Origin of the sequence: Streptomyces noursei, assembly GCF_001646665.1 — a bacterium.
Lineage (GTDB): Bacteria > Actinomycetota > Actinomycetes > Streptomycetales > Streptomycetaceae > Streptomyces > Streptomyces lavendulocolor.
In genome coordinates, this window is record NZ_LWBU01000011.1 from 23696 (window position 1) to 48977 (window position 25282).

The 25282-nt window shown below is 70.2% G+C and carries 21 protein-coding genes, 1 tRNA gene and 3 pseudogenes; 17 read left to right on the forward strand and 8 right to left on the reverse strand.

Going from position 1 to position 25282, the window contains the following annotated elements; all coding sequences use genetic code 11:
* Positions 1 to 221 precede the first annotated feature (221 nt).
* The 5 genes from A4V12_RS00855 (at position 222) to A4V12_RS00875 (ending at position 5732) form a co-directional block, all read left to right on the forward strand.
* Positions 222 to 746 carry a DUF5994 family protein gene (locus tag A4V12_RS00855; protein WP_064067201.1) on the forward strand — a complete coding sequence of 175 codons (525 nt, stop codon included), beginning with the start codon at positions 222 to 224 and terminating at the stop codon, positions 744 to 746.
* Between the two features lie 333 nt (positions 747 to 1079).
* Positions 1080 to 2378, forward strand: coding sequence for an ice-binding family protein (locus A4V12_RS00860; RefSeq protein WP_064067202.1), 1299 nt, complete (start codon positions 1080 to 1082; stop codon positions 2376 to 2378).
* A gap of 113 nt (positions 2379 to 2491) precedes the next feature.
* Positions 2492 to 3259, forward strand: coding sequence for a DUF5819 family protein (locus tag A4V12_RS00865; protein WP_064067203.1), 768 nt, complete (start codon positions 2492 to 2494; stop codon positions 3257 to 3259).
* An 85-nt stretch (positions 3260 to 3344) separates the two neighbouring features.
* Positions 3345 to 4415, forward strand: coding sequence for an HTTM domain-containing protein (locus A4V12_RS00870; protein WP_064067410.1), 1071 nt, complete (start codon positions 3345 to 3347; stop codon positions 4413 to 4415).
* 273 nt (positions 4416 to 4688) lie between these two features.
* Positions 4689 to 5732, forward strand: coding sequence for an SMI1/KNR4 family protein (locus A4V12_RS00875; protein ID WP_159028803.1), 1044 nt, complete (start codon positions 4689 to 4691; stop codon positions 5730 to 5732).
* A gap of 1017 nt (positions 5733 to 6749) precedes the next feature.
* Here the strand turns inward: A4V12_RS00875 and A4V12_RS34115 are convergent.
* Positions 6750 to 6899 (reverse strand): annotated as a pseudogene (locus A4V12_RS34115) (DUF664 domain-containing protein); the annotation flags it as partial.
* Positions 6900 to 7180: 281 nt separating this feature from the next.
* Positions 7181 to 7645: a hypothetical protein gene (locus A4V12_RS00880; RefSeq protein ID WP_064067205.1), complete on the reverse strand. Its 465-nt coding sequence runs from the start codon at positions 7643 to 7645 to the stop codon at positions 7181 to 7183.
* A gap of 252 nt (positions 7646 to 7897) precedes the next feature.
* Between A4V12_RS00880 and A4V12_RS00885 the strand changes: the two are divergent.
* Both A4V12_RS00885 and A4V12_RS00890 read left to right on the forward strand, forming a co-directional pair.
* Positions 7898 to 8563 (forward strand): annotated as a pseudogene (locus A4V12_RS00885) (replication initiator); the annotation flags it as partial.
* Positions 8563 to 9150, forward strand: a pseudogene (locus A4V12_RS00890) (tyrosine-type recombinase/integrase); the annotation flags it as partial. The pseudogenes A4V12_RS00885 and A4V12_RS00890, both read left to right, overlap by 1 nt.
* A gap of 51 nt (positions 9151 to 9201) precedes the next feature.
* On the opposite strand, the gene A4V12_RS00895 reads toward A4V12_RS00890, so the two are convergent.
* A tRNA-Gly gene (locus tag A4V12_RS00895) sits at positions 9202 to 9275 on the reverse strand.
* 228 nt (positions 9276 to 9503) lie between these two features.
* On the opposite strand from A4V12_RS00895, the gene A4V12_RS00900 reads away from it, so the two are divergent.
* From A4V12_RS00900 to A4V12_RS00910, 3 genes are all read left to right on the forward strand, one after another.
* Complete coding sequence (locus A4V12_RS00900; RefSeq protein ID WP_064067206.1) at positions 9504 to 9689, forward strand: hypothetical protein; 186 nt, start codon at positions 9504 to 9506, stop codon at positions 9687 to 9689.
* Positions 9690 to 9761: 72 nt separating this feature from the next.
* Positions 9762 to 10337, forward strand: coding sequence for a dCTP deaminase (gene dcd, locus A4V12_RS00905; RefSeq protein ID WP_064067207.1), 576 nt, complete (start codon positions 9762 to 9764; stop codon positions 10335 to 10337).
* A 2-nt stretch (positions 10338 to 10339) separates the two neighbouring features.
* Positions 10340 to 10837: a phosphoribosyltransferase gene (locus A4V12_RS00910; protein WP_064067208.1), complete on the forward strand. Its 498-nt coding sequence runs from the start codon at positions 10340 to 10342 to the stop codon at positions 10835 to 10837.
* A gap of 100 nt (positions 10838 to 10937) precedes the next feature.
* On the opposite strand, the gene A4V12_RS00915 is transcribed toward A4V12_RS00910, so the two are convergent.
* The 3 genes from A4V12_RS00915 to A4V12_RS00925 form a co-directional block, all read right to left on the reverse strand.
* The gene (locus A4V12_RS00915; protein ID WP_064067209.1) at positions 10938 to 11882 is read right to left on the reverse strand and encodes a Yip1 family protein; all 945 of its coding nucleotides are present in this window, start codon (positions 11880 to 11882) and stop codon (positions 10938 to 10940) included.
* 293 nt (positions 11883 to 12175) lie between these two features.
* Positions 12176 to 14437: a (Fe-S)-binding protein gene (locus tag A4V12_RS00920; protein ID WP_064067210.1), complete on the reverse strand. Its 2262-nt coding sequence runs from the start codon at positions 14435 to 14437 to the stop codon at positions 12176 to 12178.
* Between the two features lie 86 nt (positions 14438 to 14523).
* Positions 14524 to 15048, reverse strand: coding sequence for a sugar transferase (locus tag A4V12_RS00925; RefSeq protein WP_064067211.1), 525 nt, complete (start codon positions 15046 to 15048; stop codon positions 14524 to 14526).
* A 254-nt stretch (positions 15049 to 15302) separates the two neighbouring features.
* Here A4V12_RS00925 and dnaK point away from each other — a divergent pair, with 254 nt between their 5' ends.
* The 5 genes from dnaK (at position 15303) to A4V12_RS00950 (ending at position 20280) form a co-directional block, all read left to right on the forward strand.
* Entirely contained in the window at positions 15303 to 17156 is a 1854-nt protein-coding gene (gene dnaK / locus A4V12_RS00930; protein WP_064067212.1) for a molecular chaperone DnaK, read from the forward strand.
* A complete protein-coding gene (gene grpE / locus A4V12_RS00935) occupies positions 17153 to 17827 on the forward strand; it encodes a nucleotide exchange factor GrpE (protein ID WP_064067213.1) in 675 nt (224 codons plus the stop codon). The genes dnaK and grpE overlap by 4 nt, the downstream gene beginning before the upstream one ends.
* A 33-nt stretch (positions 17828 to 17860) precedes the next feature.
* Positions 17861 to 19051: a molecular chaperone DnaJ gene (gene dnaJ, locus A4V12_RS00940; RefSeq protein ID WP_064067214.1), complete on the forward strand. Its 1191-nt coding sequence runs from the start codon at positions 17861 to 17863 to the stop codon at positions 19049 to 19051.
* 1 nt (position 19052) lies between these two features.
* Complete coding sequence (locus tag A4V12_RS00945; protein WP_064067215.1) at positions 19053 to 19505, forward strand: heat shock protein transcriptional repressor HspR; 453 nt, start codon at positions 19053 to 19055, stop codon at positions 19503 to 19505.
* A gap of 100 nt (positions 19506 to 19605) precedes the next feature.
* Positions 19606 to 20280 (forward strand): DUF4232 domain-containing protein, encoded by a 675-nt coding sequence (locus A4V12_RS00950; protein WP_064067216.1) that lies wholly within the window; start codon positions 19606 to 19608, stop codon positions 20278 to 20280.
* Between the two features lie 34 nt (positions 20281 to 20314).
* Here A4V12_RS00950 and A4V12_RS00955 read toward each other — a convergent pair whose 3' ends face one another.
* Positions 20315 to 21295, reverse strand: a complete 981-nt coding sequence (locus A4V12_RS00955) for a helix-turn-helix transcriptional regulator (protein WP_079136714.1) — start codon at positions 21293 to 21295, stop codon at positions 20315 to 20317.
* Between the two features lie 335 nt (positions 21296 to 21630).
* Between A4V12_RS00955 and A4V12_RS00960 the strand changes: the two genes are divergently transcribed.
* On the forward strand, positions 21631 to 21948 hold the full coding sequence (locus A4V12_RS00960) for a hypothetical protein (protein ID WP_064067217.1): 318 nt from the start codon (positions 21631 to 21633) through the stop codon (positions 21946 to 21948).
* Positions 21949 to 22128: 180 nt separating this feature from the next.
* Here the strand turns inward: A4V12_RS00960 and A4V12_RS00965 are convergent, their stop codons facing one another.
* Positions 22129 to 22542: a pyridoxamine 5'-phosphate oxidase family protein gene (locus tag A4V12_RS00965; RefSeq protein WP_064067218.1), complete on the reverse strand. Its 414-nt coding sequence runs from the start codon at positions 22540 to 22542 to the stop codon at positions 22129 to 22131.
* A gap of 124 nt (positions 22543 to 22666) precedes the next feature.
* Between A4V12_RS00965 and clpB the strand changes: the two genes are divergently transcribed.
* Positions 22667 to 25252: an ATP-dependent chaperone ClpB gene (gene clpB, locus A4V12_RS00970; RefSeq protein ID WP_064067219.1), complete on the forward strand. Its 2586-nt coding sequence runs from the start codon at positions 22667 to 22669 to the stop codon at positions 25250 to 25252.
* Positions 25253 to 25282 lie beyond the last annotated feature (30 nt).

Genomic DNA, 25282 nt, shown 5'->3' on the forward strand with positions numbered 1-25282 from the left:
GTCCCGGTGTTGTCGCTCGCCGGGAACGGCGCCGGCATCGGAGCCGGCGTGCGAAATGCTCCCGGTGCCTCCACCCTACTCCCGACGGCGGTCAGCAGGGCGTATGACCAGGCACTTTTCCTGCGGACCGGAGCCTTGCGCGCAGCCGGTCGGAGTACCGTGGAAGACGGATCACCTCGTTCGGCGAAAGCGCCGGACCTCCGCGGACGGGCGGGCACCCCATGGCCGACTCCGACGACCCCCGCGTCTCCCATCTGCTGCCGGACGCAATTCACCAGGCCGTGCGGCCCGGAACGGTGCTGCTGAGGATGGAGACGACACACGCCCGTGAGGGAATCCTCGACGGCGCGTGGTGGCCGCGATCACGTGACATCGCCACCGAGCTTCCCGGCCTGATCGGCGCCCTGACCGAGCACCTCGGCCCGGTCACGCGGGTCGGCCTGGACACCGGCGCCTGGGAGGAACTGCCCACCCGCCTGATCGTCGACGACCGCGTCGTGCACATCGACTCCTTCCCCGTGGGTGACGACACCGTTCTCATCACGCGCGGGGACCGGGACCACTTCTCGTTCCTCGTGGTCCCGCCGCACGCCACGCCGGACGCGGCCCGCGCAGCGATGGCCAGGGCCGTACGGGCCGACAACGTCACCGAGGCCGCACAGATCCTCATCGACACCGGCACGCGTCGGGGAAGCGCGATCGCCGCCGAGGAGCCGCGGCAGGGCCGGGAACGCCCCGAGGAGTAAGCACGCGGAAGCCCGTCGGGAGCATGTACGTGCGGCCGCGCCGCCGGGGCGCCTGGTGCGCGAGCATCTCGCGCGAGTGACTCCGAAACGGCGCCATTGCACCGACCCCGTAATTCCGGGACGGCCTCAAGGCGGCGCGCTCTGCCCTCCGAGTGACCGTCGGGTCAATTCTTCATATTTTCCATGATGCATATGGTGAGACCCGCTGAAATCACCCTGATGAATCGTAACCGGGGGAAGGTGTCTGCGTAATATGCCAGCCGACATAACCGGCGATTCCGGGCATCCGGTGTTCGCTGAACGGTCACCAATACCCCAGGAGCTGGCTTCTCGATGACGCTGAATTTCTTTGACGCGCCCCGGTGGCGCAGAACATCGGCCTGGTTGGCGGCGGTGCTCACTCTGGTGATCGCCGCAGCCGTCGTGGCGGTGACGCCGACCCGGGCGAACGCGATCGCCCAGCCCGTACCTCTGGGAACCGCCGAGAGCTTCGCGGTGCTGGCCGGTCAGTCGGTCACCAACACCGGGCCCTCGGTCATCACCGGAGATGTCGGGGTGCATCCGGGGACGGCCATCTCCGGCTTCCCGCCCGGAATCGTGAACGGGACGTTCCACTCCGCGGACGCGGTGGCCGCCGGGGCCAAGAGCGACCTGGTCGCGGCGTACAACAATGCGGCGGGACAGGCCTCGGACGGCGCGCTCCCGCCTGACGCCGGCGGTCTGACGCTGGTCCCGGGCGTGTACACGGCCTCGTCCACCCTCGGCCTCACCGGCACGCTCACCCTGGACGCGCAGAACGACCCCGACGCCATCTGGGTGTTCCAGGTCGGTTCGGGTCTGACGACGGCTTCCGCCAGCAGCGTCAGCCTCATCAACGGCGCCTCGCCGTGCAACGTGTTCTGGCAGATCGGCAGCTCCGCCACCCTCGGCACCAGCTCCGACTTCGTGGGCACCATCATGGCCATGACGTCGATCAGTGCCACCACAGGGGCGGACATCGCCGGCCGCGCCCTGGCCCGTAACGGGTCGGTGACGCTGGACACCAACACGATCGTCCGGCCGGAGTGCGAGGCCGGTACCACCGGCGGGACCACCGGTGGCGTGATCGCCGGCACCACCGGCGGGACCGCGACGGGTGGCGTGATCGCCGGCACCACCGGCGGGACGAACGGCGGCACCGCGACCGGCGGTACCACCGGTGGCGTCCTCGGCGGTGTGCTCGGCGGCGTCACGACGGGCGGCACCACCGGTGGCGTCCTCGGCGGCGTGCTCGGTGGAGTCACGACGGGCGGCCTCATCGCGGGGACCACGGGTGGCACCACGGGCGCGACGATCGGCGGCGTCCACGGCGGCACCACGGGCGGAGGCGGCCCCAAGCCGCCCCACAAGCCCGGCAAGCCCGGCAAGCCCGGTAAGCCGGGTAAGCCGGGGCACGGCAAGCCCGGCAAGCCCGGTAAGCCCGGCCACGGCCACGATCACGGCAAGCCGGGTAAGCCCGGTCATGGCCACGACGGCAAGCCCGGCAAGCCCGGCCACGGCCACGACGGCAAGCCCGGCGACGGCAAGCCCGGCGGTTATGGCGACCACGGGCACGGCAAGTCCGGTGAGCACGGCGGTCACGCGAACCGCTAGTTCGTCGCGGCGGACCGGCGCCGAGCCGGTCGCCCGGATGTGAGACGCGTGGCGCGCGGTGGACGGTCGACCGACCACATCGCGCGCCACGCGCGGAACCGGAAGAAGTGGAAATGAACAGCGGGACGGGAAGGCCGGGTGGGGCCGTGCTCAGCGGTGTCGAGCAGACGGAAGTGAAAGAACCGAATTCCTCCGGTGCCGGTTCGGCCGAGACAGGCCGCGGCGGTGATCCCCCGGCCTCCCATGGTGATGCGGGGCGGCCGCCCCGCTCGCTGAAAGCGGCCACGGGCGCGGCCGTCGTCCTGTGCCTGGCGGCAACGATCGTTCACGTACTCCTGGTCTTTCTGCATGTGGCGCCTGCGAATGCCATCTCGCAGCGGTACAGCAACCAGATCAACGCATGGGTCTATCCCGTCTTCGAGCAGAACTGGCGGCTTTTCGCCCCGGACCCGGAGTCGGTCAACCGGCAGATCTCGGCGCGGACCATGCGGATCGCCCCCGACGGCACTTCGCAGGTGAGCGGCTGGTTCGACCTGAGCGGCGTGGACAATTCCGCGATCGAGCACAATCCCTTCCCGAGCCATACGACGCAGAACATGCTGCGCCGGGCCTGGAGCTCGTACCTCGAAACGCTCGGCGGCGACGACCAGCCGCACTCGGAGCGGGCCGTGATGATCCAGCAGTACCTCCGCAACATCGCGGCGAAGCGCGTCGCCGACCTGCGCGGCGGCTCCTTCGACTCCATCCAGCTGCGGGTGGTCACGCTGCCCGTCGGTGCCCCCGGTCCGGCCGGGCGCAGCCGTCCGGCCACGGCCGCGCCCACACCCGTGGACACCCGTTACCTGCCCTGGTGGAAGGCGGCCCCCTATGGCACCGACTGAGCCGGTCCCCACCCCGGTCCCGGCGGCGGCACCCACGCCGTCGACGTGCGACACCGAACGCGCGGGCGCGAGCGCGGGTACGGCGATGCGCCGAACGCCCGACCGTGTCGCCGCCTTCTTCCGCCTCCTGATCGAGCGGCCGGTCTCCCTGTACGCGGCGGCCGTGCTGCGCATCGGCTACGGCTTGCTCTACCTCGTCTTCCTGCTGCGGGAGTTCCCGCACCGCGAAGAGATCTGGGGCCCCGGCTCGCCGTGGACCCCCGCGCTGGCGAGGCAGCTCTTCGACCAGACGGGCTGGGTCAGCGCGCTCACCCTGTCCGACGGCCGGGCGTACTTCGAGCTCTGCTACGCGGTGGCCGTCGTGACGTCCGCGTTGTTCATGCTGGGCTGGCGGACCAGGGCCGTGTCCGTGCTGTTCGCCGTCGTGGTGGCGTCGTTCCACGCCCGAGCGATCTTCATGACGGACGGCGGGGACAATCTCATCCTCCTCATGGCCGTCTACCTCGTGGCCACCGCCTGCGGCCGGCGCTGGTCCCTCGACGCCCGCAGAGCTCGGCTCCGGTCGGGCGCGGACCCGCGGTCACACCGCGCACCGGCGGCCGGGGCCGGGGTCGGGCGCCATCTCCGGGACGCCCGCCAGTGCGTGATCACCGTGCTGCACAACTGCGGGATGTTCGTCATCGCCGCCCAGGTCTGCTTCCTCTACGGGTCGGCGGGCCTGTACAAGGTGCAGGGCGGTACGTGGGGCAACGGCACCGCCCTCCACTACGCCCTGAACCTCCAGCTGTTCCAGCCCTGGCCCGCGCTCTCCGGGATGGCTGACGACCACGCCGTCCTGATCGCGGCCGCCTGCTACCTGACGGTACTGCTCCAGGTCGCCTTCCCCTTCGTCCTTTTCGGCAGGCTCAAGTACCCCGTGCTCTGCGCGCTGTTGGCCATGCATGTGGGCATCGCGGTGGTCATGGGCCTGCCGCTCTTCTCCGCCGCGATGATCGTCGCCGACGCGGTCTTCCTGCCGGACCGCTTCTACCGCGCCCTGGGCCCGCTCTGGCGGCGCGCGGTCCGACGCACCGGTGCCCACGGCCGGGGAGCATCGCCCGGGCCGGAAGCCGGCCTCGTACCGGCGCAGTCGGGACCGGCCGGCCAGCTCTATTGATCACGACCGCTGCCGACGGCGCCGGGCCCTGATCACGGCGAGGACCTCCGGTGTGGTGGACGCCTCCGGGCTCCGCACCACACAGGAGGTCTTCCCGGCCGGCAGGCGCCGCCGGTCAGCCCGGGCCTGCTCGGCGGGCTCCGGCAGGCCGTCTCGCCTCCGACGAAGGACGCTTGTGCCCGGCGCCGTTCGTCCTCGTCGATGTCAGTCGTGGATGTCAGCCGGGTCGCGGTCCCGGCTCGTTGTCCGTGGCATGTGTTTCACTCTCTGGCCATGGACGGACAGGAACTGCTAGAAGCCGTTACCTCATTGGTTCGGCCGGGCGGGCGGGAGTTGGTGTGCGGCCGGTCCGGTCACCTGGCGGGGCATGTGTGTCTGGTGGCTTCCGACGCGATCGACCTGTCCACTCTCCTCAAGGAGTTCAGCCGTCGGTACGGGCAGCTGCGCAACCTCGTCTCGAGCGGTTACGTCGATCCGACGGTGACCGAGCGGACCGGGCTGCCGCTCCTTGCTCCTTTCGCCGGGGAGCTGGTCGAGATGCGCGGCTGGGCGTCCGGCAGCCGGTGGCTCGGCTGCGGTGTGGTCCGTGCCGGGGACGGCGAGCAGCTGGTGGTGCTCGTGGCGGAGCGGGATGCACCGCCGGATGCAGCTTCCTGGGTGGACGACTCTCCCCTCCGTGTCACAGGTCGGGACGCGCGGAACGCCGCGCAGCCCCGGGCGGGAACCGAAGGGGAGGTGGGGAATGAACGGCCCGAGGATTGTCGTGCGTGGGTTCAGCGAGTGATCGAACTGACCGGGTGGGAGCCGCGCGGGATCCCCGTCGACTGGTCGGCGATCGAGGGAGAGCTGGGGGTACCACTGCCGGCGGACTACAAGGAGCTCTGCGAGGCGTTCGGCGGCGGCACCTTCAGTGATTCCGTCTCCTTCCTGGGATGCGACGAGGGCATCTCGTTCGACTTCCTGACGCGGTGGCGGGTCGCCCTGTCGGTCGACCGGGACAGCACACTCGGAACCGTCTCCGCCGTCGATCCCCATGCGATCTACGCGCCGGGCGGCAAGGGGGTGGTCACGTGGGGCTCCACCGAATGGGCCGACGAGTACTGCTGGCTGATCGACGCCGAGCGGCCGGGCGATTACCCCGTCCTTGCGCGGTCCCATGACGGCGGCCCATGGCACTGGTACGACATGTCCACCTCCGAGTTCCTCTACCGCGTCCTTGCTGATGCCGATTTCCAACCGTTCGGCATCGCGCAGTACGACCTCGGCACGACGTTCCAGCCCGGCTCCGGCGGCCCCTTCGGCGGCCGGCCGCTCTGACGAGAGGCGGGCCGTCTCATGTTCGTGGACACCAGCATCGGCACAGGAGCCCTGAGCTGGTCCGGACAACAGACAAGGCCGGACATGGCCGCCCGCCCTCCTGGGCTGGCCGTACTCACGACAGTCCGGGAGCGTCTTCGTCATGCGGCGCACCCTGCCGGAGCGACACCTTCGCCCCGAAGCAACGTGGGTGGGCCCTCGACGCTGCGATGGTCCGCAAGAGTCAGACACTCGCCGCCTCCGCGATGCGAACGACGGGCGGGGTGATCGCTGAGGTCTGCCGATCTGTTCGGTCGGTGGGCTGGGCCCATCACACGATGGCTGCTGTACTTTGCTGCTGTACGGCGGTCCGGTCGTCAGGGGGATCATGGCAGCCTTGGGTTTTTTCTTCATAGCTCTGCCGTGCCTCGCCATTGTCAGCTTTGTCTGCTTCGCAGCATGCCGAGCCCAGCGGCAGAAGCCTTTCAAGGCGCTGGCCAACGTATGCCTGTGCTTCGGCGTTGTCTGCACCCTCACTCCCATAGGAGTTGTTGGCTGGGCGCTGTCTCTGTAGATGCAGGAGCGCAGGGTGTGTCTGCTACGCCCGCAGGCTGGTGCGCGACGCCTGGCGTGGCCGGACAACAAGAAAGGCCCGGGTAATCACCGTGCTTCTGGGCGTAGTTGGCGCCCTGACCAGCGGCAACGGCTGTCAGGATGAGGCATTCGGCTCTTCCTGGCACCCGCTGTTGACCGTGGTTTACCGACCTGTCGGGCACGGATCGGGCACGGCTGCTGACCACCGCCTCAGAAGTTCGATCCGGTGGCCCTTCTTGGCCTGCATAGCGGCTTCGTTCCGCAGTTCGTGGGCGCGCCCTCAGCTGCACCGATGCGCTGGCGTTCGCGCCCGTTGGTGTCAGGAGTGGATGTCAGCCGCCTCGCCGACGTTCCTGACCCGCGGAGCACGCGGCAAAGGCGTGTGCGGGGACACCCGGTGTATCGCCTCCGTGTAGGGAGCGATACACCCTGCCGCGCCGCCGGCTAACCCATGGTCTTGGCGCCGTCCAGGGACTCGCGGATGATGTCGGCGTGGCCGGCGTGCTGGGCGGTCTCGGCGATGATGTGCATCAGTACCCGGCGGGCCGACCATCGTGCGCCCGGCTCGGACCACGGGGCCTTCGGCAGTGGTTGTGTGGCGTTTCTGACCTGCATGGTCGGAGAGACAAGGATGCTGAGGCTTGACCTGGGGTTTGACCTCTCGGGGCGGTGGAATCTCAATTCACGACCGCTTCGTCCCGAAGCAACTCGGGCCGGGCTGCTTCCTTGGGTTACTGCGCCTCTCACCTGCGCTGATGGTCCGCAGACGTTCGTGCTCGTCCGCCGCTGTTCGTCGGCGTTGTCACGCAGTTAGACACGCACCGCCCATGTCAGTGCCGGTCTTTAGAGGCGGTCCGACTACCAGACACCCAGCCTCAGAGGTGTTGCTTCGCTGCCCTTACTAGATGAGCGATGCCATCCCGTGTGTGCGTCCTTCGCTGATCCAGCTCTGACCGATTGTCTGTTTTGTGTACGGCTGTGATCTCGGCAAGCAAGCTTTCACCCTTGCGGCTCAGCGCTTCGTTGTCGGTGAGCATCTGCATCCGGAACAGAGCCTCCTGGGCCTTGGACCTGAGGTCGTATGCCCGGATCTGTACAGCCTCAGCGGCTTCCGGAGGGGGCTGCTCATGGGTACAAAACCAAAGGTGCACGAGACACCGCCGGTAGTTGATCAAAGCCGCCGCATAGGCCGTGTACGCGTCCAGCCGTTCCTGACGCAACTTCTCGTCCCGTGTGAACTGGTGGCCTCTCTCAGTGGTGCGCCGTTGGACTCCCAGGGTGATCCCCGAACCAAGCAGGGTGCCCAAGACGGCGATGGCGCTGGCGATTATGGCTTCCACCTCTGTAGAAGACCACGGTTGAAGGCGCTCTGTGATCGCTTTCGCAGGAGCTACTGGGGCGCATGTTGGGGGATTAATTCCTCTGCGTAGGGACGAGCTTGTGGGCCCCACCGAGTCTCTGCCCACCACCCGCGTACGGCGCCCCCGCCATCCCGGAGTCGGAGCGCCCCCGCCGGAGGCATGTCGGTGACGGAGAGGGAACCGCGGGCCGTTGGGGCTCGGCTCATGCCCTTGGGCCTATCCCGGCCGTAGGGGGACCGCCGCGCCTCCCGCTGCCCCGCCTGCGCCTGGATGTACGCGGCCGACACCTGCCACCTGATCCGCGCCGGACTCGCGGGCGACCAGGACAAGGACGTCCCCACCACCGTCCGCGACCACCCGCGCGTCTTCGCCACGCTCACCGCCCCCAGCTTTGGGCCCGTGCACAACCGCCCCGACACCGGCCGCTGCCGCTGCGGCACCGCTCATGCGCCGGACGACGACGCCCTCGGCACGCCGCTCAACCCGGACACCTACGACTACGCGTGCTCGGTGTTGTTCAACAACAACGCGGGACACCTCTGGCAGCGCTTCACCAACCGGCTGCGCCGTGAGATCGCCGCTCGCGCCGGGCTCACCCAACGCGAGCTGAAGGAAGCCGCCCGCGTCTCCTACGGCAAGGTCGCCGAGTTCCAGAAGCGCGGCGCCGTCCACTTCCACGCCGTCATCCGCCTCGACGGACCGGACGGCCCCGAGGACCCGCCACCCGCCTGGGCCACCGTGCAGCTGCTCACCGACGCCATCCGCGCCGCAGTCACCCACCCGTACACGACCGTCACCGTCCCGGCCGCCGCCGACCAACCCGCGCGCACCCTGCGCTGGGGCACCCAGCTCGACATCCGCCCCATCCGCGCCTTCGAGGCCGGCACCGACATCACATGGGGCCGCGCTGGCGGCTGATGGTCTACCTCGCCGCGCACGGTCCGGCCCGCCCGGAGGAACAGGCGGCCATGCGGCGTCCGGACATCGACATCAACACCCCCGGCGTCTGGGTCCGCAAGGCTGAGCCGGAGCTGACCACCGGTCGACGCGTCCAGGGCGACACCAAGTCGGAGGCCGGACGGCGCTTCATGGTCCTGCCCGCCTTCATGACGGAGGACCTCCGCCGACACCTGGACTGGTACGCGGAGAAGGAGCCGAACGGACTGCTGTTCGTGGGGGAGAAGGGGAAGCCTTTCCGGCGCTCCACCTTCGGGCGGAAGTGGCGCAAGGCCCGGACCGCCGTCGGCCTGCCCGAGGACTTCCGCTTTTACGATCTTCGTCATACCGGGCACACCCTGGCGACCCGGTCCGGCGCCACGCTCAAGGACACGATGGTCCGCGCGGGTCAGTCCACGGAGAAGGCCGCGCTGATCTATCAGCACTCCGACCATGACCGCCAAAGGGAGGTCGCCGCCGGCCTCGACCGGCTCGTACAGACCGAGCGCGAGAGGGCTTCGGGCACGCAACGGGCACGGGACCAGTGACCTGGTCCGGACAACAAGAAAGGCCCGGGTCGATGACCTGGGCCTTCTGCGTGGAGCGGGTGACGGGAATCGAACCCGCGCTCTGAGCTTGGGAAGCTCATGTTCTACCATTAAACTACACCCGCGTAGTACGAACCGGAGGAACCGGTGTCGTAACGTCGCTCACTGTACCTCATCGACAGGCCCCCGGTGTATCGCGCCGCGGGGTCTTTGTGCTGTGTGGGGGACGGATCCAGGTGCACGGGGCGGGAGTTGGGGCATACGGTGTGGGGGCGGAGTGCCGCGTGGAGCGGTGTCCCGTTGATCCCCTAATGTGGCTTTCTCGTCCACGCTTTGGTTGGGGAAGGGACTTGATGGACTCCATGGAGCACACCGTCGTCCGCTGTGCCGAGGGGCACGTGTTCAGTACCGCTTCGTTCCCGATGCAGCAGCTCGGTGCCGGCCGGATCGGGCCCGGACGGCTGCTGCGGTGTCCGCGGTGCGCGCGGCTGCGGCAGGCCGTGCCGGTGGCCGGGCGCGCGGAGCTGCAGCGGCAGTAGGGCGAGGTCGGAGGGGGCGCGCGGGGGCTGTCCGATTGGGGCGGGCCCGCGCGCTCTGCGTATCCTCGGGACGTGCTTCTCTCAGACAAGGACATCCGGGCCGAGATCGACGCCGGACGGGTACGCATCGACCCGTACGACGACTCCATGGTGCAGCCCTCGAGCATCGACGTGCGGCTGGACCGCTACTTCCGGGTGTTCGAGAACCACCGCTACCCGCACATCGACCCCGCGGTCGAGCAGGCGGACCTGACGCGGCTGGTCGAGCCGGAGGGGGACGAGGCGTTCATCCTGCACCCCGGCGAGTTCGTGCTGGCCTCGACGTACGAGGTCATCTCGCTCCCCGACGACCTGGCCTCGCGCCTGGAGGGCAAGAGCTCCCTCGGCCGGCTCGGTCTGGTGACGCACTCGACCGCCGGGTTCATCGACCCCGGTTTCTCCGGGCACGTGACGCTCGAGCTGTCGAACCTCGCCACGCTGCCGATCAAGCTCTGGCCGGGCATGAAGATCGGGCAGCTGTGCATGTTCCGGCTCAGCTCGCCGGCCGAGTTCCCGTACGGGAGTGAGCGCTACGGATCGCGGTACCAGGGACAGCGGGGGCCGACCGCCTCGCGGTCCTTCCAGAACTTCCATCGGACGCAGGTGTGAGCATGAGTGACGTACGGGAGAACCTGACCTACGAGAAGTTCGGCTCCGCCATCCGCGAGCTCGCGCAGACCATCGCGGACGACGGCTACGAGCCCGACATCGTGCTCAGCATCGCCCGCGGCGGCGTCTTCGTGGCGGGCGGGCTGGCGTACGCGCTGGACTGCAAGAACATCCACCTGGTGAACGTCGAGTTCTACACCGGCGTCGGCACCACGCTGGAGATGCCGGTCATGCTGGCGCCGGTGCCGAACGTGATCGACTTCAGCGACAAGAAGGTGCTGATCGCCGACGACGTCGCCGACACCGGCAAGACCCTCAAGCTGGTCCACGACTTCTGCCTCGGCGCGGTCGCCGAGGTCCGCAGCGCGGTGATCTACGAGAAGTCCCACTCGCTCGTGAAGTGCGAGTACGTGTGGAAGAAGACCGACGAGTGGATCAACTTCCCCTGGAGCGTCGAGCCGCCCGTGGTGCGGCGCGAGGGCCAGGTCCTCGACGCCTGAGCCGCGCGGACGTGCGCGAGAACGACGTGCGCGAGAACCACGAGAAGGGCCCCCGCCGGTGCGGGGGCCCTTCTGCCGTGCGTGTGTCCGGCCGGCGGACTCAGATGGTGCCCAGCTTGATCAGCGACAGCAGCGCCACCAGCTGGATCGCCGACGCGCCCAGGGCCTTCGGCCAGGGCAGGTCGTGGGACTTGCTGACCATCGACGTGAACAGCGCTCCGGCGGCGAGCCAGGACAGCCAGCCGATGACCTGGACGAGGGTGTTCTCGCCGCCCAGGAAGAGGGCGAAGACCAGGCGCGGCGCGTCGGTCATCGACATGATCAGCATCGAGAGGCCGATCGTGGGCTGCCAGGCCCCGTCGCCGCCCAGCTGGCGCGCCAGGGTGTGCGTCACGGCGCCGAGGATGGCGCCGCCGACGACGAACATGACGCCGGTGAGGAGGACCGACGGGATCGCCGTGGAGAGGGTGGCGTTGATCGTCTCCTCGCGGGCCTGGTCGAAGCCGAACAGGGCGAGCAGGCCGTAGAGGAACGTGACCACCAGCGCCGGACCCCACACGGCGTGGTCGCGCATCTGCCAGAACGTCGGGCCGGGGCGCATCACGATGCCGCTGAGCAGCTGCTTCCAGTGCAGGCGCGGGCCTGCCGGGGCGGCGGGGGCGCCGGACTGGTAGGTGGCGCCGTCGCCGTACGCGTCGGGTCCGGCGGCGTACGCCTCGTCGTGGATGCTGAACGCCCGGGTGTGGCCCGGGTTGTTCGCCGCGTACGGGTCGTGCGGAGGAGCGGCCTGCCCGTGCGGTGCGTGCCCGTGCGGTGGGTGGCCCTGCGGGGCGTGCCCTTGCGCGTAGGGGTCGCCGAAGTACTCCGGCTCTCCGTACGGCTGTTGCCCCTGGGGCTGCCCGTGGTGCTGCCCCTGGGGCCCCTGGTGCCACTGCTGCTGCGGGCCCGCGTACGGGGGCGGCGCCGAGGCGCCGCCGTAGGGCGCCTGCTGCCGTTGTTGCGGGGTGCGGTTGTCCCGGCCGCGTCCGATCCTGAATCCAGCCACGTCATCGAACGTACCCGGTCCCGCCGTGTCCGGTGGACGGGCCCGGGAACGAGGGGCTCCTTTGCTGCCGAGCTGTGACATCCCCTAAGGGTCGGAATCGTGGATCGGTGACCGGCTTGCCCGCGTATGCGGAGGTGTGTCTGGCATGTACGGGCATGTGGGGAGCGGCCCCCGGCCCCGGCGCACGGCCCCGACCCCGGCCGGGGGAAAACGGAGCGGCCGGACCCGTCCCCTCGGGGACAGGTCCGGCCGCTCCCGCCGTGCCCGTACGGCGACGGGCTGACGACGGCGGACTACTTCACCGGCTCCGGCTCGGTGTCCGTCTCCTCCGCCGGGGTCGGCTCCACCGGCTTCTTGACGGAGTCCAGCAGCAGCTGGGCCACGTCGACGACCTGGAGGCTCTCCTTGGCCTTGCCGTCGTTCTTCTTGCCGTTCACGGAGTCCGTGAGCATCACGAGGCAGAAGGGGCAGGCGGTGGAGACGATGTCCGGGTTGAGGGACAGCGCCTCGTCGACGCGCTCGGTGTTGATGCGCTTGCCGATCCGCTCCTCCATCCACATCCGCGCGCCGCCGGCGCCGCAGCAGAAGCCCCGCTCCTTGTGGCGGTGCATCTCCTGCTGGCGCAGGCCCGGGACGGCCGACATGATCTCGCGCGGCGGCGTGTAGACCTTGTTGTGGCGGCCCAGGTAGCACGGGTCGTGGTACGTGATGAGGCCGTCGACCGGCGTCACCGGGAGCAGCTTGCCCTCGTCGATGAGGTGCTGGAGCAGCTGCGTGTGGTGGATGACCTCGAACTCGCCGCCCAGCTGCGGGTACTCGTTCGCGATGGTGTTGAAGCAGTGCGGGCAGGTCGCGACGATCTTCTTCGCGGCCTTGGGCTTCTTGGTGGACTCGTCCTCGTCGTCCTCGCCGAACGCCATGTTCAGCATGGCGACGTTCTCCTGGCCGAGCTGCTGGAACAGCGGCTCGTTGCCCAGGCGGCGGGCGGAGTCACCGGTGCACTTCTCGTCGCCGCCCATGATCGCGAACTTGACGCCCGCCATGTGCAGCAGCTCCGCGAAGGCCTTGGTGGTCTTCTTGGCCCGGTCCTCCAGGGCGCCGGCGCAGCCGACCCAGTACAGGTAGTCGACCTCGGAGAGGTCCTCGACGTCCTTGCCGACGATGGGGACCTCGAAGTCGACCTCCTTGGTCCACTCCACGCGCTGCTTCTTGGCCAGACCCCAGGGGTTGCCCTTCTTCTCCAGGTTCTTGAGCATCGTGCCCGCCTCGGACGGGAACGCGGACTCGATCATCACCTGGTAGCGCCGCATGTCGACGATGTGGTCGACGTGCTCGATGTCGACCGGGCACTGCTCCACGCACGCGCCGCAGGTGGTGCAGGACCACAGCACGTCGGGGTCGATGACGCCGTTCTCCTCCAGCGTGCCGATCAGCGGGCGCTCGGCCTCGGCGAGGGCGGCCGCGGGGACGTCCTTGAGGGCCTCCTCGGAGGCCTTCTCGTCGCCCTCCATCGTCTTGCCGCCACCGGCGAGCAGGTACGGCGCCTTGGCGTGCGCGTGGTCGCGCAGCGACATGATCAGCAGCTTGGGGGAGAGCGGCTTGCCCGTGTTCCAGGCGGGGCACTGCGACTGGCAGCGGCCGCACTCGGTGCAGGTGGAGAAGTCGAGGAGGCCCTTCCAGGAGAAGTGCTCGACCTGGGAGACGCCGTAGACGTCGTCCTCGCCCGGGTCCTCGAAGTCGATCGCCTTGCCGCCCGAGGTCATCGGCTGGAGCGCGCCCAGGGCGGTCCCGCCGGTGGCGTCGCGCTTGAACCAGATGTTCGGGAACGCCAGGAAGCGGTGCCAGGCCACACCCATGTTGGTGTTGAGCGACACCGTGATCATCCAGATCATGGTGGTGCTCAGCTTGATCATGGCGAAGAGGTAGACCAGGTTCTGCAGCGCGCCCACGCTCAGCCCCTTGAGGGCGAGGACCAGCGGGTACGAGGCGAAGTACGCGGCCTCGTAGTGGTCGACGTGGTGCAGGGCGCCCTCGAGGCCGCGCAGGACGTAGATCGCGAGGCCGATGGTGAGGATGACGTACTCGACGAAGTACGCCTGGCCCATCTTCGAGCCGGCGAACCGGGACTTGCGGCCGGGGCGGGACGGCAGGTTCAGCAGCCGGATGACGATCAGCGCGGCGATGCCGAGGGTGGTCATCGCGCCGATGAACTCGATGTACAGCTCGTACGGCAGGAAGCCGCCGAGCAGCGGCAGCGTCCAGTCGGCCTGGAACAGCTGGCCGTACGCGGTGATGATCGTCGGGGGCAGCGTCAGGAAGCCGACGGCCACGAACCAGTGGGCGAAGCCGACGATGCCCCACCGGTTCATCCGCGTGTGACCGAGGAACTCCCTGACCAGGGTGACGCTGCGCTGGTAGGGGTTGTCGGTCCGGGTGCCGGCGGGGACCGGCTGGCCCAGCTTGAAGTGGCGGACGAACTGGCCGATGGCGCGGGCGAGCAGCGCAACGCCGACCACGGTCAGGGTCAGCGACACAATGATCGCGGCGAGTTGCATGGAGGCTCCTCGGGCCTGCGAGGGTGGGAGGGCTTAGGCACTACTACTAAGCGGTAACTTATTCAGTCCGTGCTGAGCGTACCCACTTATTCCGCCGCACTGTAGCCGCGCAGGCGGTGATCTGCGTCGCTCAGGTGAGCCTGACCGGGCACGGTCCGCAACGTGCGGAGCAGCAGCGCGAGGTCCAGGCCGATCCACTCGTGCTCCACGTAGTGCTGGTCGAGGAGCAGCGGCTCGTCCCAGGGCAGGGCGGAGCCCCGCCGGACCTGGGCCAGCCCCGTGAGGCCCGGCTTGACGCTCCGGCGCCAGGGGGCGGCGGCCGCGGGGTCGCCGGGGGGCAGCGGCGCCGGGCCGACCAGGGACATCTCGCCGCGCACGACGTGGGGCAGGCGGGAGAGCACGTCGATGCGGAAGCGGCGCACGGGCAGGTGGCGCAGGGTGAAGGGGCGCCCGCCCAGGCCGGTCACCGTCTCGGTCGCGAACACGCCGCCGGGCGGCCGTCTCGCGGCCGTGGCGACGGCGGCGGCGAGCAGCAGCGGGGCCGTGAGGGCGAGCAGGGCGGAGCCGAGGGCCAGATCGAGGACGCGCTTGGGGTGGGGGGAGGGGCGCATGGGACACACACCTGATGAATTGCGACGAATGCGGCTTTTGTTTCGTTGTTTGCACGATCGCACGGTTGTGTGTGAGGTGGTAGTGGTTCGGGGTATGCGGCGGGTCGGGGGTCGCACCGCCCCGCCCGCCGCATGCGTACTGCCATGCCTTCGTCCAGCGAAGTTGAGCGCGGTCGGCTCAACTCTGTTGACTCCGGTCGTCGGGTCGTGCATCCTTGAGCCTGTTCCACTCAAGTCAGCTGGAGGAATCGAAAATGGCACGTGCGGTCGGCATCGACCTGGGCACGACTAACTCCGTCGTCAGCGTTCTGGAAGGCGGCGAGCCCACCGTCATCACCAACGCCGAGGGCGCCAGGACCACGCCGTCCGTCGTCGCCTTCGCGAAGAACGGCGAGGTGCTCGTCGGCGAGGTGGCCAAGCGCCAGGCGGTCACGAACGTCGACAGGACCATCCGGTCCGTCAAGCGGCACATGGGCACGGACTGGAAGATCGAGCTCGACGGGAAGAACTTCAACCCGCAGCAGATCAGCGCCTTCATCCTGCAGAAGCTGAAGCGCGACGCCGAGGCCTACCTGGGCGAGAAGGTCACCGACGCGGTGATCACCGTCCCGGCGTACTTCAACGACTCCGAGCGCCAGGCCACCAAGGAGGCCGGTGAGATCGCGGGCCTCAACGTCCTGCGCATCGTCAACGAGCCGACGGCCGCCGCCCTCGCGTACGGCCTCGACAAGGACGACCAGACCATCCTGGTCTTCGACCTCGGTGGCGGTACCTTCGACGTCTCGCTGCTGGAGATCGGCGACGGCGTCGTCGAGGTGAAGGCCACCAACGGTGACAACCACCTCGGTGGTGACGACTGGGACCAGCGTGTCGTCGACTACCTGGTGAAGCAGTTCCACTCCGGCCACGGCGTGGACCTGTCCAAGGACAAGATGGCCCTCCAGCGCCTCCGCGAGGCCGCCGAGAAGGCCAAGATCGAGCTGTCCTCGTCCACCGAGACCTCGATCAACCTCCCCTACATCACGGCCTCCGCCGAGGGCCCGCTGCACCTGGACGAGAAGCTCACGCGCGCCCAGTTCCAGCAGCTGACCGCGGACCTGCTGGAGCGCTGCAAGACGCCGTTCCACAACGTCATCAAGGACGCGGGCATCCAGCTCTCCGAGATCGACCACGTCGTCCTCGTCGGTGGCTCCACCCGCATGCCGGCCGTCGCCGAGCTCGTCAAGGAGCTGACCGGTGGCCGCGAGGCCAACAAGGGCGTCAACCCGGACGAGGTCGTCGCCATCGGCGCCGTGCTCCAGGCCGGTGTCCTCAAGGGTGAGGTCAAGGACGTCCTGCTCCTCGACGTGACCCCGCTGTCCCTCGGTATCGAGACCAAGGGCGGCATCATGACCAAGCTCATCGAGCGCAACACCACGATCCCGACCAAGCGGTCCGAGATCTTCACGACGGCCGAGGACAACCAGCCGTCGGTGCAGATCCAGGTCTACCAGGGCGAGCGCGAGATCGCGGCGTACAACAAGAAGCTCGGCATGTTCGAGCTGACCGGCCTCCCGCCGGCCCCGCGCGGCGTCCCGCAGATCGAGGTCGCCTTCGACATCGACGCCAACGGCATCATGCACGTGACCGCGAAGGACCTCGGCACGGGCAAGGAGCAGAAGATGACCGTCACCGGCGGCTCCTCGCTGCCGAAGGACGAGGTCGACCGGATGCGTGAGGAGGCCGAGCGGTACGCGGAGGAGGACCACAAGCGCCGCGAGGCCGCCGAGAGCCGCAACCAGGGCGAGCAGCTCGTCTACCAGACGGAGAAGTTCCTCAAGGACAACGAGGACAAGGTCCCGGGCGACGTCAAGACCGAGGTCGAGACGGCGGTGAACGAGCTCAAGGAGAAGCTGAAGGGCGAGGACACCGCGGAGATCCGCACCGCCACCGAGAAGGTCGCGGCCGTCTCCCAGAAGCTCGGCCAGGCCATGTACGCCGACGCCCAGGCCGCGGGCGGGGCCGCCGGTGCCGGCGAGACCCCGGGCGCCGCCCAGGGTGCCGCCGCTGACGACGACGTCGTCGACGCCGAGATCGTCGACGACGAGAAGCCGAAGGGGGCCGCATGACGGAGGAGACCCCGGGCTTCGAGGAGAAGCCCGACGTCCCCTCCGGCGCCGCGCCTGACGACGCCGCCGAAGCCGCCGGTACCTCCTCCGCGAACCCCGCGGAGGAGGGCCCGGCGGCCCCGGCAGGGGACGCGACCGCAACCGTCGCCGGCCTGACGGCCCAGCTGGACCAGGCCCGCACCGCGCTCGGCGAGCGCACCGCGGACCTCCAGCGGCTCCAGGCCGAGTACCAGAACTACCGCCGCCGGGTCGAGCGCGACCGGGTCGCGGTCAAGGAGCTCGCGGTCGCGAGCCTCCTGACCGAGCTCCTGCCGGTGCTCGACGACATCGGCCGCGCCCGTGAACACGGCGAGCTGGTGGGCGGCTTCAAGTCGGTGGCCGAATCGCTGGAGACGGTCGCCGCCAAGATGGGGCTGCAGCAGTTCGGCAAGGAGGGCGAGCCCTTCGACCCGACGATCCACGAGGCGCTGATGCACTCGTACGCGCCGGACGTCACCGAGACGACCTGCGTCGCGATCCTGCAGCCGGGGTACCGCATCGGCGAGCGGACCATCAGGCCCGCCCGTGTTGCGGTGGCCGAGCCCCAGCCCGGCGCCGCGCCGGCGGCCCAGGCGCCCAAGGAGGAGCCGAAGGCGGCCGACGAGGAGAGCGGTGGCCCCGAGGAGGGCTGACGCGTTGAGCGGTAACCGGAAGGAGGGACGTCGATGAGCACGAAGGACTTCGTGGAGAAGGACTACTACAAGGTTCTCGGCGTCCCCAAGGACGCCACCGAGGCCGAGATCAAGAAGGCGTACCGGAAGCTCGCGCGCGAGTTCCACCCGGACGCCAACAAGGGTGACGCGGGCGCGGAGGCGCGCTTCAAGGAGATCTCCGAGGCGAACGACGTCCTCGGCGACCCCAAGAAGCGCAAGGAGTACGACGACGCCCGCGCCCTCTTCGGCAACGGCGGCTTCCGCGCCGGTCCCGGCGGTGGCGCCGGCGGCACGTTCAACTTCGACCTGGGCGACCTCTTCGGGGGCGCCCAGGGCGGTGCCGGCGGAGCCGGCGGGGCCGGCGGCTTCGGCGGCGGCCTCGGGGACGTGTTCGGCGGCCTGTTCAACCGGGGCGGCGGCGCGGGCACGCGCACCCAGCCGCGCCGGGGTCAGGACATCGAGTCCGAGGTGACGCTCAGCTTCACCGAGGCGGTCGACGGGGCCACGGTCCCGCTGCGGATGTCCAGCCAGCAGCCCTGCAAGGCCTGTTCGGGCACCGGCGACAAGAACGGCACGCCCCGCGTGTGCCCGACCTGCGTCGGCACCGGGCAGGTCTCGCGCGGCGGCAGCGGCTCCTTCTCGCTGACCGACCCGTGCGTGGACTGCAAGGGCCGCGGGCTCATCGCCCAGGACCCGTGCGAGGTCTGCCACGGCAGCGGCCGCGCCAAGTCGTCCCGCACCATGCAGGTCCGCATCCCCGCGGGCGTCTCCGACGGGCAGCGCATCCGGCTGCGCGGCAAGGGCGCGCCCGGCGAGCGCGGCGGACCGGCCGGCGACCTGTACGTGGTGGTGCACGTCGGCGCCCACCCGGTCTTCGGCCGCAAGGGCGACAACCTGACCGTGACGGTGCCCGTCACGTTCGACGAGGCGGCGCTCGGCGGCGAGATCAGGGTGCCCACCCTCGGCGGGCCCGCCGTCACGCTGAAGATCCCGGCCGGGACGCCCAACGGCCGGACCATGCGCGCCCGCGGCAAGGGGGCGGTCCGCAAGGACGGCACGCGCGGGGACCTGCTCGTCACCGTCGAGGTGGCCGTGCCCAAGGACCTGGGCGACAAGGCGCGCGAGGCGCTCGAAACGTACCGGGAGGCCATGGCGGGTGAGGACCCGCGGGCCGAGCTGTTCCAGGCCGCGAAGGGGGCTTGAGATGGACGGACGCCGTCGCAATCCGTACGAGCTGACCGACGAGACACCGGTGTACGTCATCTCGGTGGCGGCCCAGCTCAGCGGATTGCACCCGCAGACCCTGCGCCAGTACGACCGGCTGGGTCTGGTCTCCCCGGACCGTACGGCCGGGCGGGGCCGGCGCTACTCGGCGCGTGACATCGAACTGCTGCGGCAGGTGCAGCAGTTGTCCCAGGACGAGGGCATCAACCTCGCGGGGATCAAGCGGATCATCGAACTGGAGAACCAGGTCGCCGCCCTCCAGTCCCGGGTGGCCGAGCTGTCGGCGGCGGTCGAGGGCGCGGCGGCGGCGATGCGGCAGCGCGAGGCGCAGGTGCACGCCTCGTACCGGCGCGACCTCGTCCCCTACCAGGATGTGCAGCAGGCGAGCGCCCTGGTGGTGTGGCGGCCGCCCAGGCGCGGCGAGCACACCTGAACCACGCGGCCCCCGTCGGGTGGCCGCCGCGAAGGCCCCTTCCGCACCGGCGGAGGGGGCCTTCGCCGTCGTACGCCCGTGCGATGATCCGCGGGTGCGCATGACACGGGGAACCTCACGCGGCCGGCTGCGGGCCGGCGCCGTCCTGCTGGCCCTGGCCGCCCTCGCGGTGGGCTGCGACGACGAGACGGGCGACGCGCCGCTGCCGGAGCGGATCACGGCGAGCCCCACGTCCACGGCACCCCCCGCGGCCCCCGCACCACCCCAGGGCGCGCCCGAACCGCCCGGAGGCGGCGCCCCCGAGGCACCCGGGGCGTCCGAGGCACCCGGGGCGCGGCCCGCCGGCTGCCCGGCCTCCGGGGTGCGCGTCGAGGCGGGGACCACGGAGGCGGCGATGGGCCTGCGGGCGCTGGGGCTCGTCCTCCACAACTGCGGCGCGGAGCCGTTCCGGGTGAGCGGGTACCCGGAGGTGGCGGTGCTCGGGGAGCGCGGCGAGGCGCTGGAGGTCACGGTCCGCGAGGGGTCGAACGTCGACAGCACCGCCAGGCCGTCCACGTTCCTGCTCGCCCCGGGGCAGCGGGCGCGCGCCTCGGCGGTCTGGCGCAACACGGTGACCCGCACCGACGTCGTGGCGACGAACGGCACCCACCTGCGGGTGACCCCGGGAGCCGGCGCCGCCGCCCAGACGGTCGCCCCGGCCGACGGCGGCCCGCTGGACCTCGGCAACACCGGGACGCTGGAGGTCACGCCCTGGAAGCCGTACGACACGCCGTAGCTCCGGCGACGCGCCCGGCCGCGCCCCGCCGGGATCAGTGATCCTGCTCCAGGATGCCGGACCGGGCGATCAGATAACCCAGTTGTGCGCGGCTCCCGCTGCCGAGGACGGCGGCGAGCTTGGCGATGTGGGCGCGGCAGGTGCGGACGTTCATGCCGAGGCGGCGGGCGATCGCCTCGTCGACGTGGCCCTCGACGAGCAGCTTGGCGATGGAGCGCTGGACGCCGCTGATGCCGTCAGACTTCAGGTCGTAGGGGATCTGCTCGTTGATGGGCACGGCCAGTTGCCAGAACTGGTCGAAGACCCCGGCGAGGTAGGCGACCAGTCCGGGGTGGCGCAGCTCCAGGGCGACCTGGCGGTCGCTGCGCGCCGGTACGAAGGCGACCTCGCGGTCGACGATGATCAGCCGGTCGATGATCTGTTCCAGGGTGCGCACCTGCACCTCGGGGCCGACGTGTTCGAGGTACGTGAGCGTCAACTCGGTGTGCCGGGCGGTGTGCTGGTAGAGCGTGCGCATCCGGACGCCGCGGCCGAGGAGGGGCTTCACACGGCGCAGGGCCTCGCTCAGCGCCTGGGCGGGGCGTCCGCCGCCCGGCTGGACGGTGAGCAGTTCCTTCTCGCAGCCGGAGATGACGCGGTCCAGGGTGGCGTTGATCCGGTTGAGGCCCTCGAGCACGGTGATGGCGTGTGTGGTGGGAGCGTTCTGCGCGCTGATGGCCATGAATGGCTCGAACGCGTCGGACAGTTCGACGGTGAGGCGTCTACGCTCCAGGATCTCGCGCTCGATGGGCTGGAGCAGTTGCGCCAGGGCCGAGGAGGGCGGGACGGGGCGGAGCCACTGGGCGTCGTCCGGGTCCGGGTGGAGCAGCGCCAGGTCGAGCAGGCACGGCACCTCATCCGCCTCTGACCGGGGTATTCGTCCACTGCGCAAGGCGTTGGCGTAGAGCTCGGAACCCGCTTCGCACAGCTCGGTGTGGGAATGGGGGTGCCCCTGCTTGTCCCATTTCGCGCTCATTCGTACACCCCCAGGCTCCTGCATCTCAGGAACATGATGCCTGTCGTAGGTGGTGGAAGCGTGGAGAGTGAGCAATCGTCGTACCCGCGGGGGTTGGAAAGAGACGTTGCCTTCAAGTGAGGTTGCTCGGTGATGACGAAGAGACTCATACGCGCAGTGGTTGCCAGTGCGTTCATCGCTGCCGGCGCGGTAGGGGTTCTGGGGGTGGCCGAGGATCCGGGCTGGCACGCGGCTCCCGGGACCGCCGTGACCACGCCGCAGGACCCAGGCTGGCACGCCGCGCCCGCACCGTCGGGCCTGGCCGATACCGACCCTGGCTGGCACGTCCTCGGCGCATGAACGTTCCCGACGACTCGCGCTTCCGGCGCGAGATGGCATCCGCTTACCGGTCCGGGTGGCATTTCATCGACCTCGTCACTGCTGTGCCGCACAGTGGCGATTCGTTGATGGTCACCCTCTTCGGGGAGCCGATCGTCATCACGCGCGGAGAAGACGAGGACATCCGAGCGTACCGATGCCTCCGGCGGCCCCGCGGAGCTCCGCAGCCCGTCCGGTGCGCCATCCGGTACGGCATGATTTTCGTCAACCTCGACCAGCGTGATCACCAGCTGGTCGAGCCGGAGACCACCACCGCCACCCCCCGCAGCGCCTGAGCGGTTCCCCCGTCGTTGTAGATCGCTCAGGTGCTTCCCCCACACAGCGGCGCCATCGTGGACCTGAACACGGTGGCGCCGCTGTGCTGTCCGCGTACGCCCCGGCGTGCTCCGCGCCCGCGCCCCGCCGTGCGTCCGCGGGTACGCCCCGGCCGGCCGCGCCGCCCGGGCCGGGCCGCCTCAGGCGCGCCCCATCGCCCGGGTGAGGGCGATCTCGATGACGACCCGGTCCGGGTTGGGCGTCGGCGTGCGGCCGTAGCGGGCCGCGTACCGCTCCACGGCGTCCGCGACCGCCTCCGGCTCCGTCCGGATCCGCGCGACGCCCTCCAGCGTCGCCCAGCGCCCCTTGTCGACCTGGCACACCGCCACCCGTGCGCCCTCGGGGCCCGCGGCCAGCACGTTGGCGACCTTGCGGCTGTTCTTGTTGGTGATCACCCGGGCGATGCCCCTGTCGCCGCCCTCGGGGTCGTAGGTGACGCCCACGGCCACGACGTGGGGTGTGCCGTCCGGCCGGGGCGTGGTGAGCGTGCACATGTGGTACTCGCGCCAGAAGCCGAGATACGAGGTGCCGGGGTTCCGGGGGTCGATGGCCATGCCCGCGAACCTACCGGCGCCGGGTGTCCCGGACCACCATTGAGTGGAATAGACTCAACTTTACGTACGTTGGATGAGTCATACCCCCGTGGGACCCCGCAGCACCGAGGAGGAGAGACCGCCCGTGGATGCCGAGCTGACCAACAAGAGCCGGGATGCGCTGAACGCCGCGACCAGCCGCGCCGTGTCCGACGGACACCCGGACCTGACCCCCGCGCACCTGCTGCTCGCGCTGCTCGCGGGCCAGGACAACGAGAACATCGTCGACCTGCTCGCCGCCGTGGACGCCGACCAGGCCGCCCTGCGCTCCGACGCCGAGCGGGTGCTCGCCGCGCAGCCCAGCGTCACCGGCTCCACCGTCGCCCCGCCGCAGCCCAACCGGGACCTGCTCGCCGTCGTCGCCGACGCCTCGCGGCGCGCCAAGGAGCTGGGCGACGACTACGTGTCGACCGAGCACCTGCTCATCGGCATCGCCGCCAAGGGCGGCCGGGCCGGCGAGGTGCTGGAGCGGCAGGGCGCCAGTGCGAGGAAGCTGCTGGACGCGTTCGAGAAGGCGAGGGGAGGGCGCCGCGTGACCACACCGGACCCGGAGGGCCAGTACAAGGCACTGGAGAAGTTCGGTACGGACTTCACGGCCGCCGCCCGCGACGGCAAGCTCGACCCGGTCATCGGCCGGGACCAGGAGATCCGCCGCGTCGTGCAGGTGCTGTCCCGGCGTACGAAGAACAACCCGGTGCTCATCGGCGAGCCCGGCGTCGGCAAGACCGCCGTCGTCGAGGGCCTCGCCCAGCGCATCGTCAAGGGCGACGTCCCGGAGAGCCTGAAGAACAAGCGCCTGGTCGCCCTCGACCTCGGCGCGATGGTCGCGGGCGCCAAGTACCGGGGCGAGTTCGAGGAGCGGCTGAAGACCGTCCTGTCCGAGATCAAGGCCAGCGACGGCCAGATCATCACCTTCATCGACGAGCTGCACACGGTCGTCGGCGCGGGCGCCGGCGGCGACTCCGCCATGGACGCGGGCAACATGCTCAAGCCGATGCTCGCCCGCGGCGAGCTGCGCATGGTCGGCGCCACCACCCTCGACGAGTACCGCGAGCGCATCGAGAAGGACCCCGCCCTGGAGCGCCGCTTCCAGCAGGTCCTGGTCGCCGAGCCGAGCGTCGAGGACACCATCGCGATCCTCCGCGGCCTCAAGGGCCGTTACGAGGCCCACCACAAGGTCCAGATCGCCGACTCGGCCCTGGTCGCCGCCGCCACCCTCTCCGACCGGTACATCACCTCCCGCTTCCTGCCCGACAAGGCCATCGACCTCGTCGACGAGGCGGCGTCCCGGCTCCGTATGGAGATCGACTCCTCGCCCCTGGAGATCGACGAGCTCCAGCGTGCCGTCGACCGCCTCCGCATGGAGGAGCTGGCGCTGAAGAACGAGTCCGACCCCGCCTCCGTGCAGCGCCTGGAGAAGCTCCGCCGCGACCTCGCCGACAAGGAGGAGGAGCTGCGCGGCCTGACCGCCCGCTGGGAGAAGGAGAAGCAGGGCCTCAACCGCGTCGGTGAGCTGAAGGAGCAGCTCGACGACCTGCGCGGGCAGGCCGAGCGCGCCCAGCGCGACGGCGACTTCGACACCGCGTCCAAGCTGCTGTACGGCGAGATCCCGGCCGTGGAGCGGGAGCTGGAGGCGGCCAGCGAGGCCGAGCAGGAGGCCGCCAAGGACACCATGGTCAAGGACGAGGTCGGCGCCGACGACATCGCCGACGTCGTCGGCTCCTGGACCGGCATCCCGGCCGGGCGCCTGCTGGAGGGCGAGACGCAGAAGCTGCTGCGCATGGAGGACGAGATCGGCCGCCGTCTGATCGGCCAGACCGAGGCGGTACGGGCCGTGTCGGACGCGGTCCGCCGCACCCGGGCCGGGATCTCCGACCCCGACCGGCCCACCGGCTCGTTCCTCTTCCTCGGCCCGACCGGTGTCGGCAAGACCGAGCTGGCCAAGGCCCTCGCCGACTTCCTCTTCGACGACGAGCGGGCCATGGTCCGCATCGACATGAGCGAGTACGGCGAGAAGCACAGCGTCGCCCGGCTCGTCGGCGCCCCTCCCGGCTACGTCGGCTACGAGGAGGGCGGCCAGCTCACCGAGGCGGTGCGCCGCCGCCCGTACAGCGTGGTGCTCCTCGACGAGGTGGAGAAGGCCCACCCGGAGGTCTTCGACGTCCTGCTCCAGGTGCTCGACGACGGCCGGCTGACCGACGGTCAGGGCCGTACGGTCGACTTCCGCAACACCATCCTCATCCTCACCTCCAACCTGGGCAGCCACTTCCTGATGGACCCGGTGACCCCGGAGGAGCAGAAGCGGGAGCAGGTGCTGGAGGCGGTCCGGGCCTCCTTCAAGCCGGAGTTCCTCAACCGCCTCGACGACATCGTGGTCTTCTCCGCCCTCGGCCGGGACCAGCTCGCCCACATCGCCGGCCTCCAGATCGACCGGCTGGCGGCGCGGCTCGCCGAGCGGCGGCTCACCCTGGAGGTCACCCCGGCCGCCCTGGAGTGGCTCGCCGTCGAGGGCTTCGACCCGGCGTACGGCGCCCGCCCGCTGCGCCGCCTGGTGCAGACGGCCATCGGCGACCGCCTCGCCAAGGAGATCCTCGCGGGCGAGGTGACGGACGGCGACACCGTCCGGGTGGACCGCTTCGGGGACGACCTGATCGTGGGGCGGGCGGAGTAGGAGGCGCGCCGCCCGCGCACCCGCTGCCGG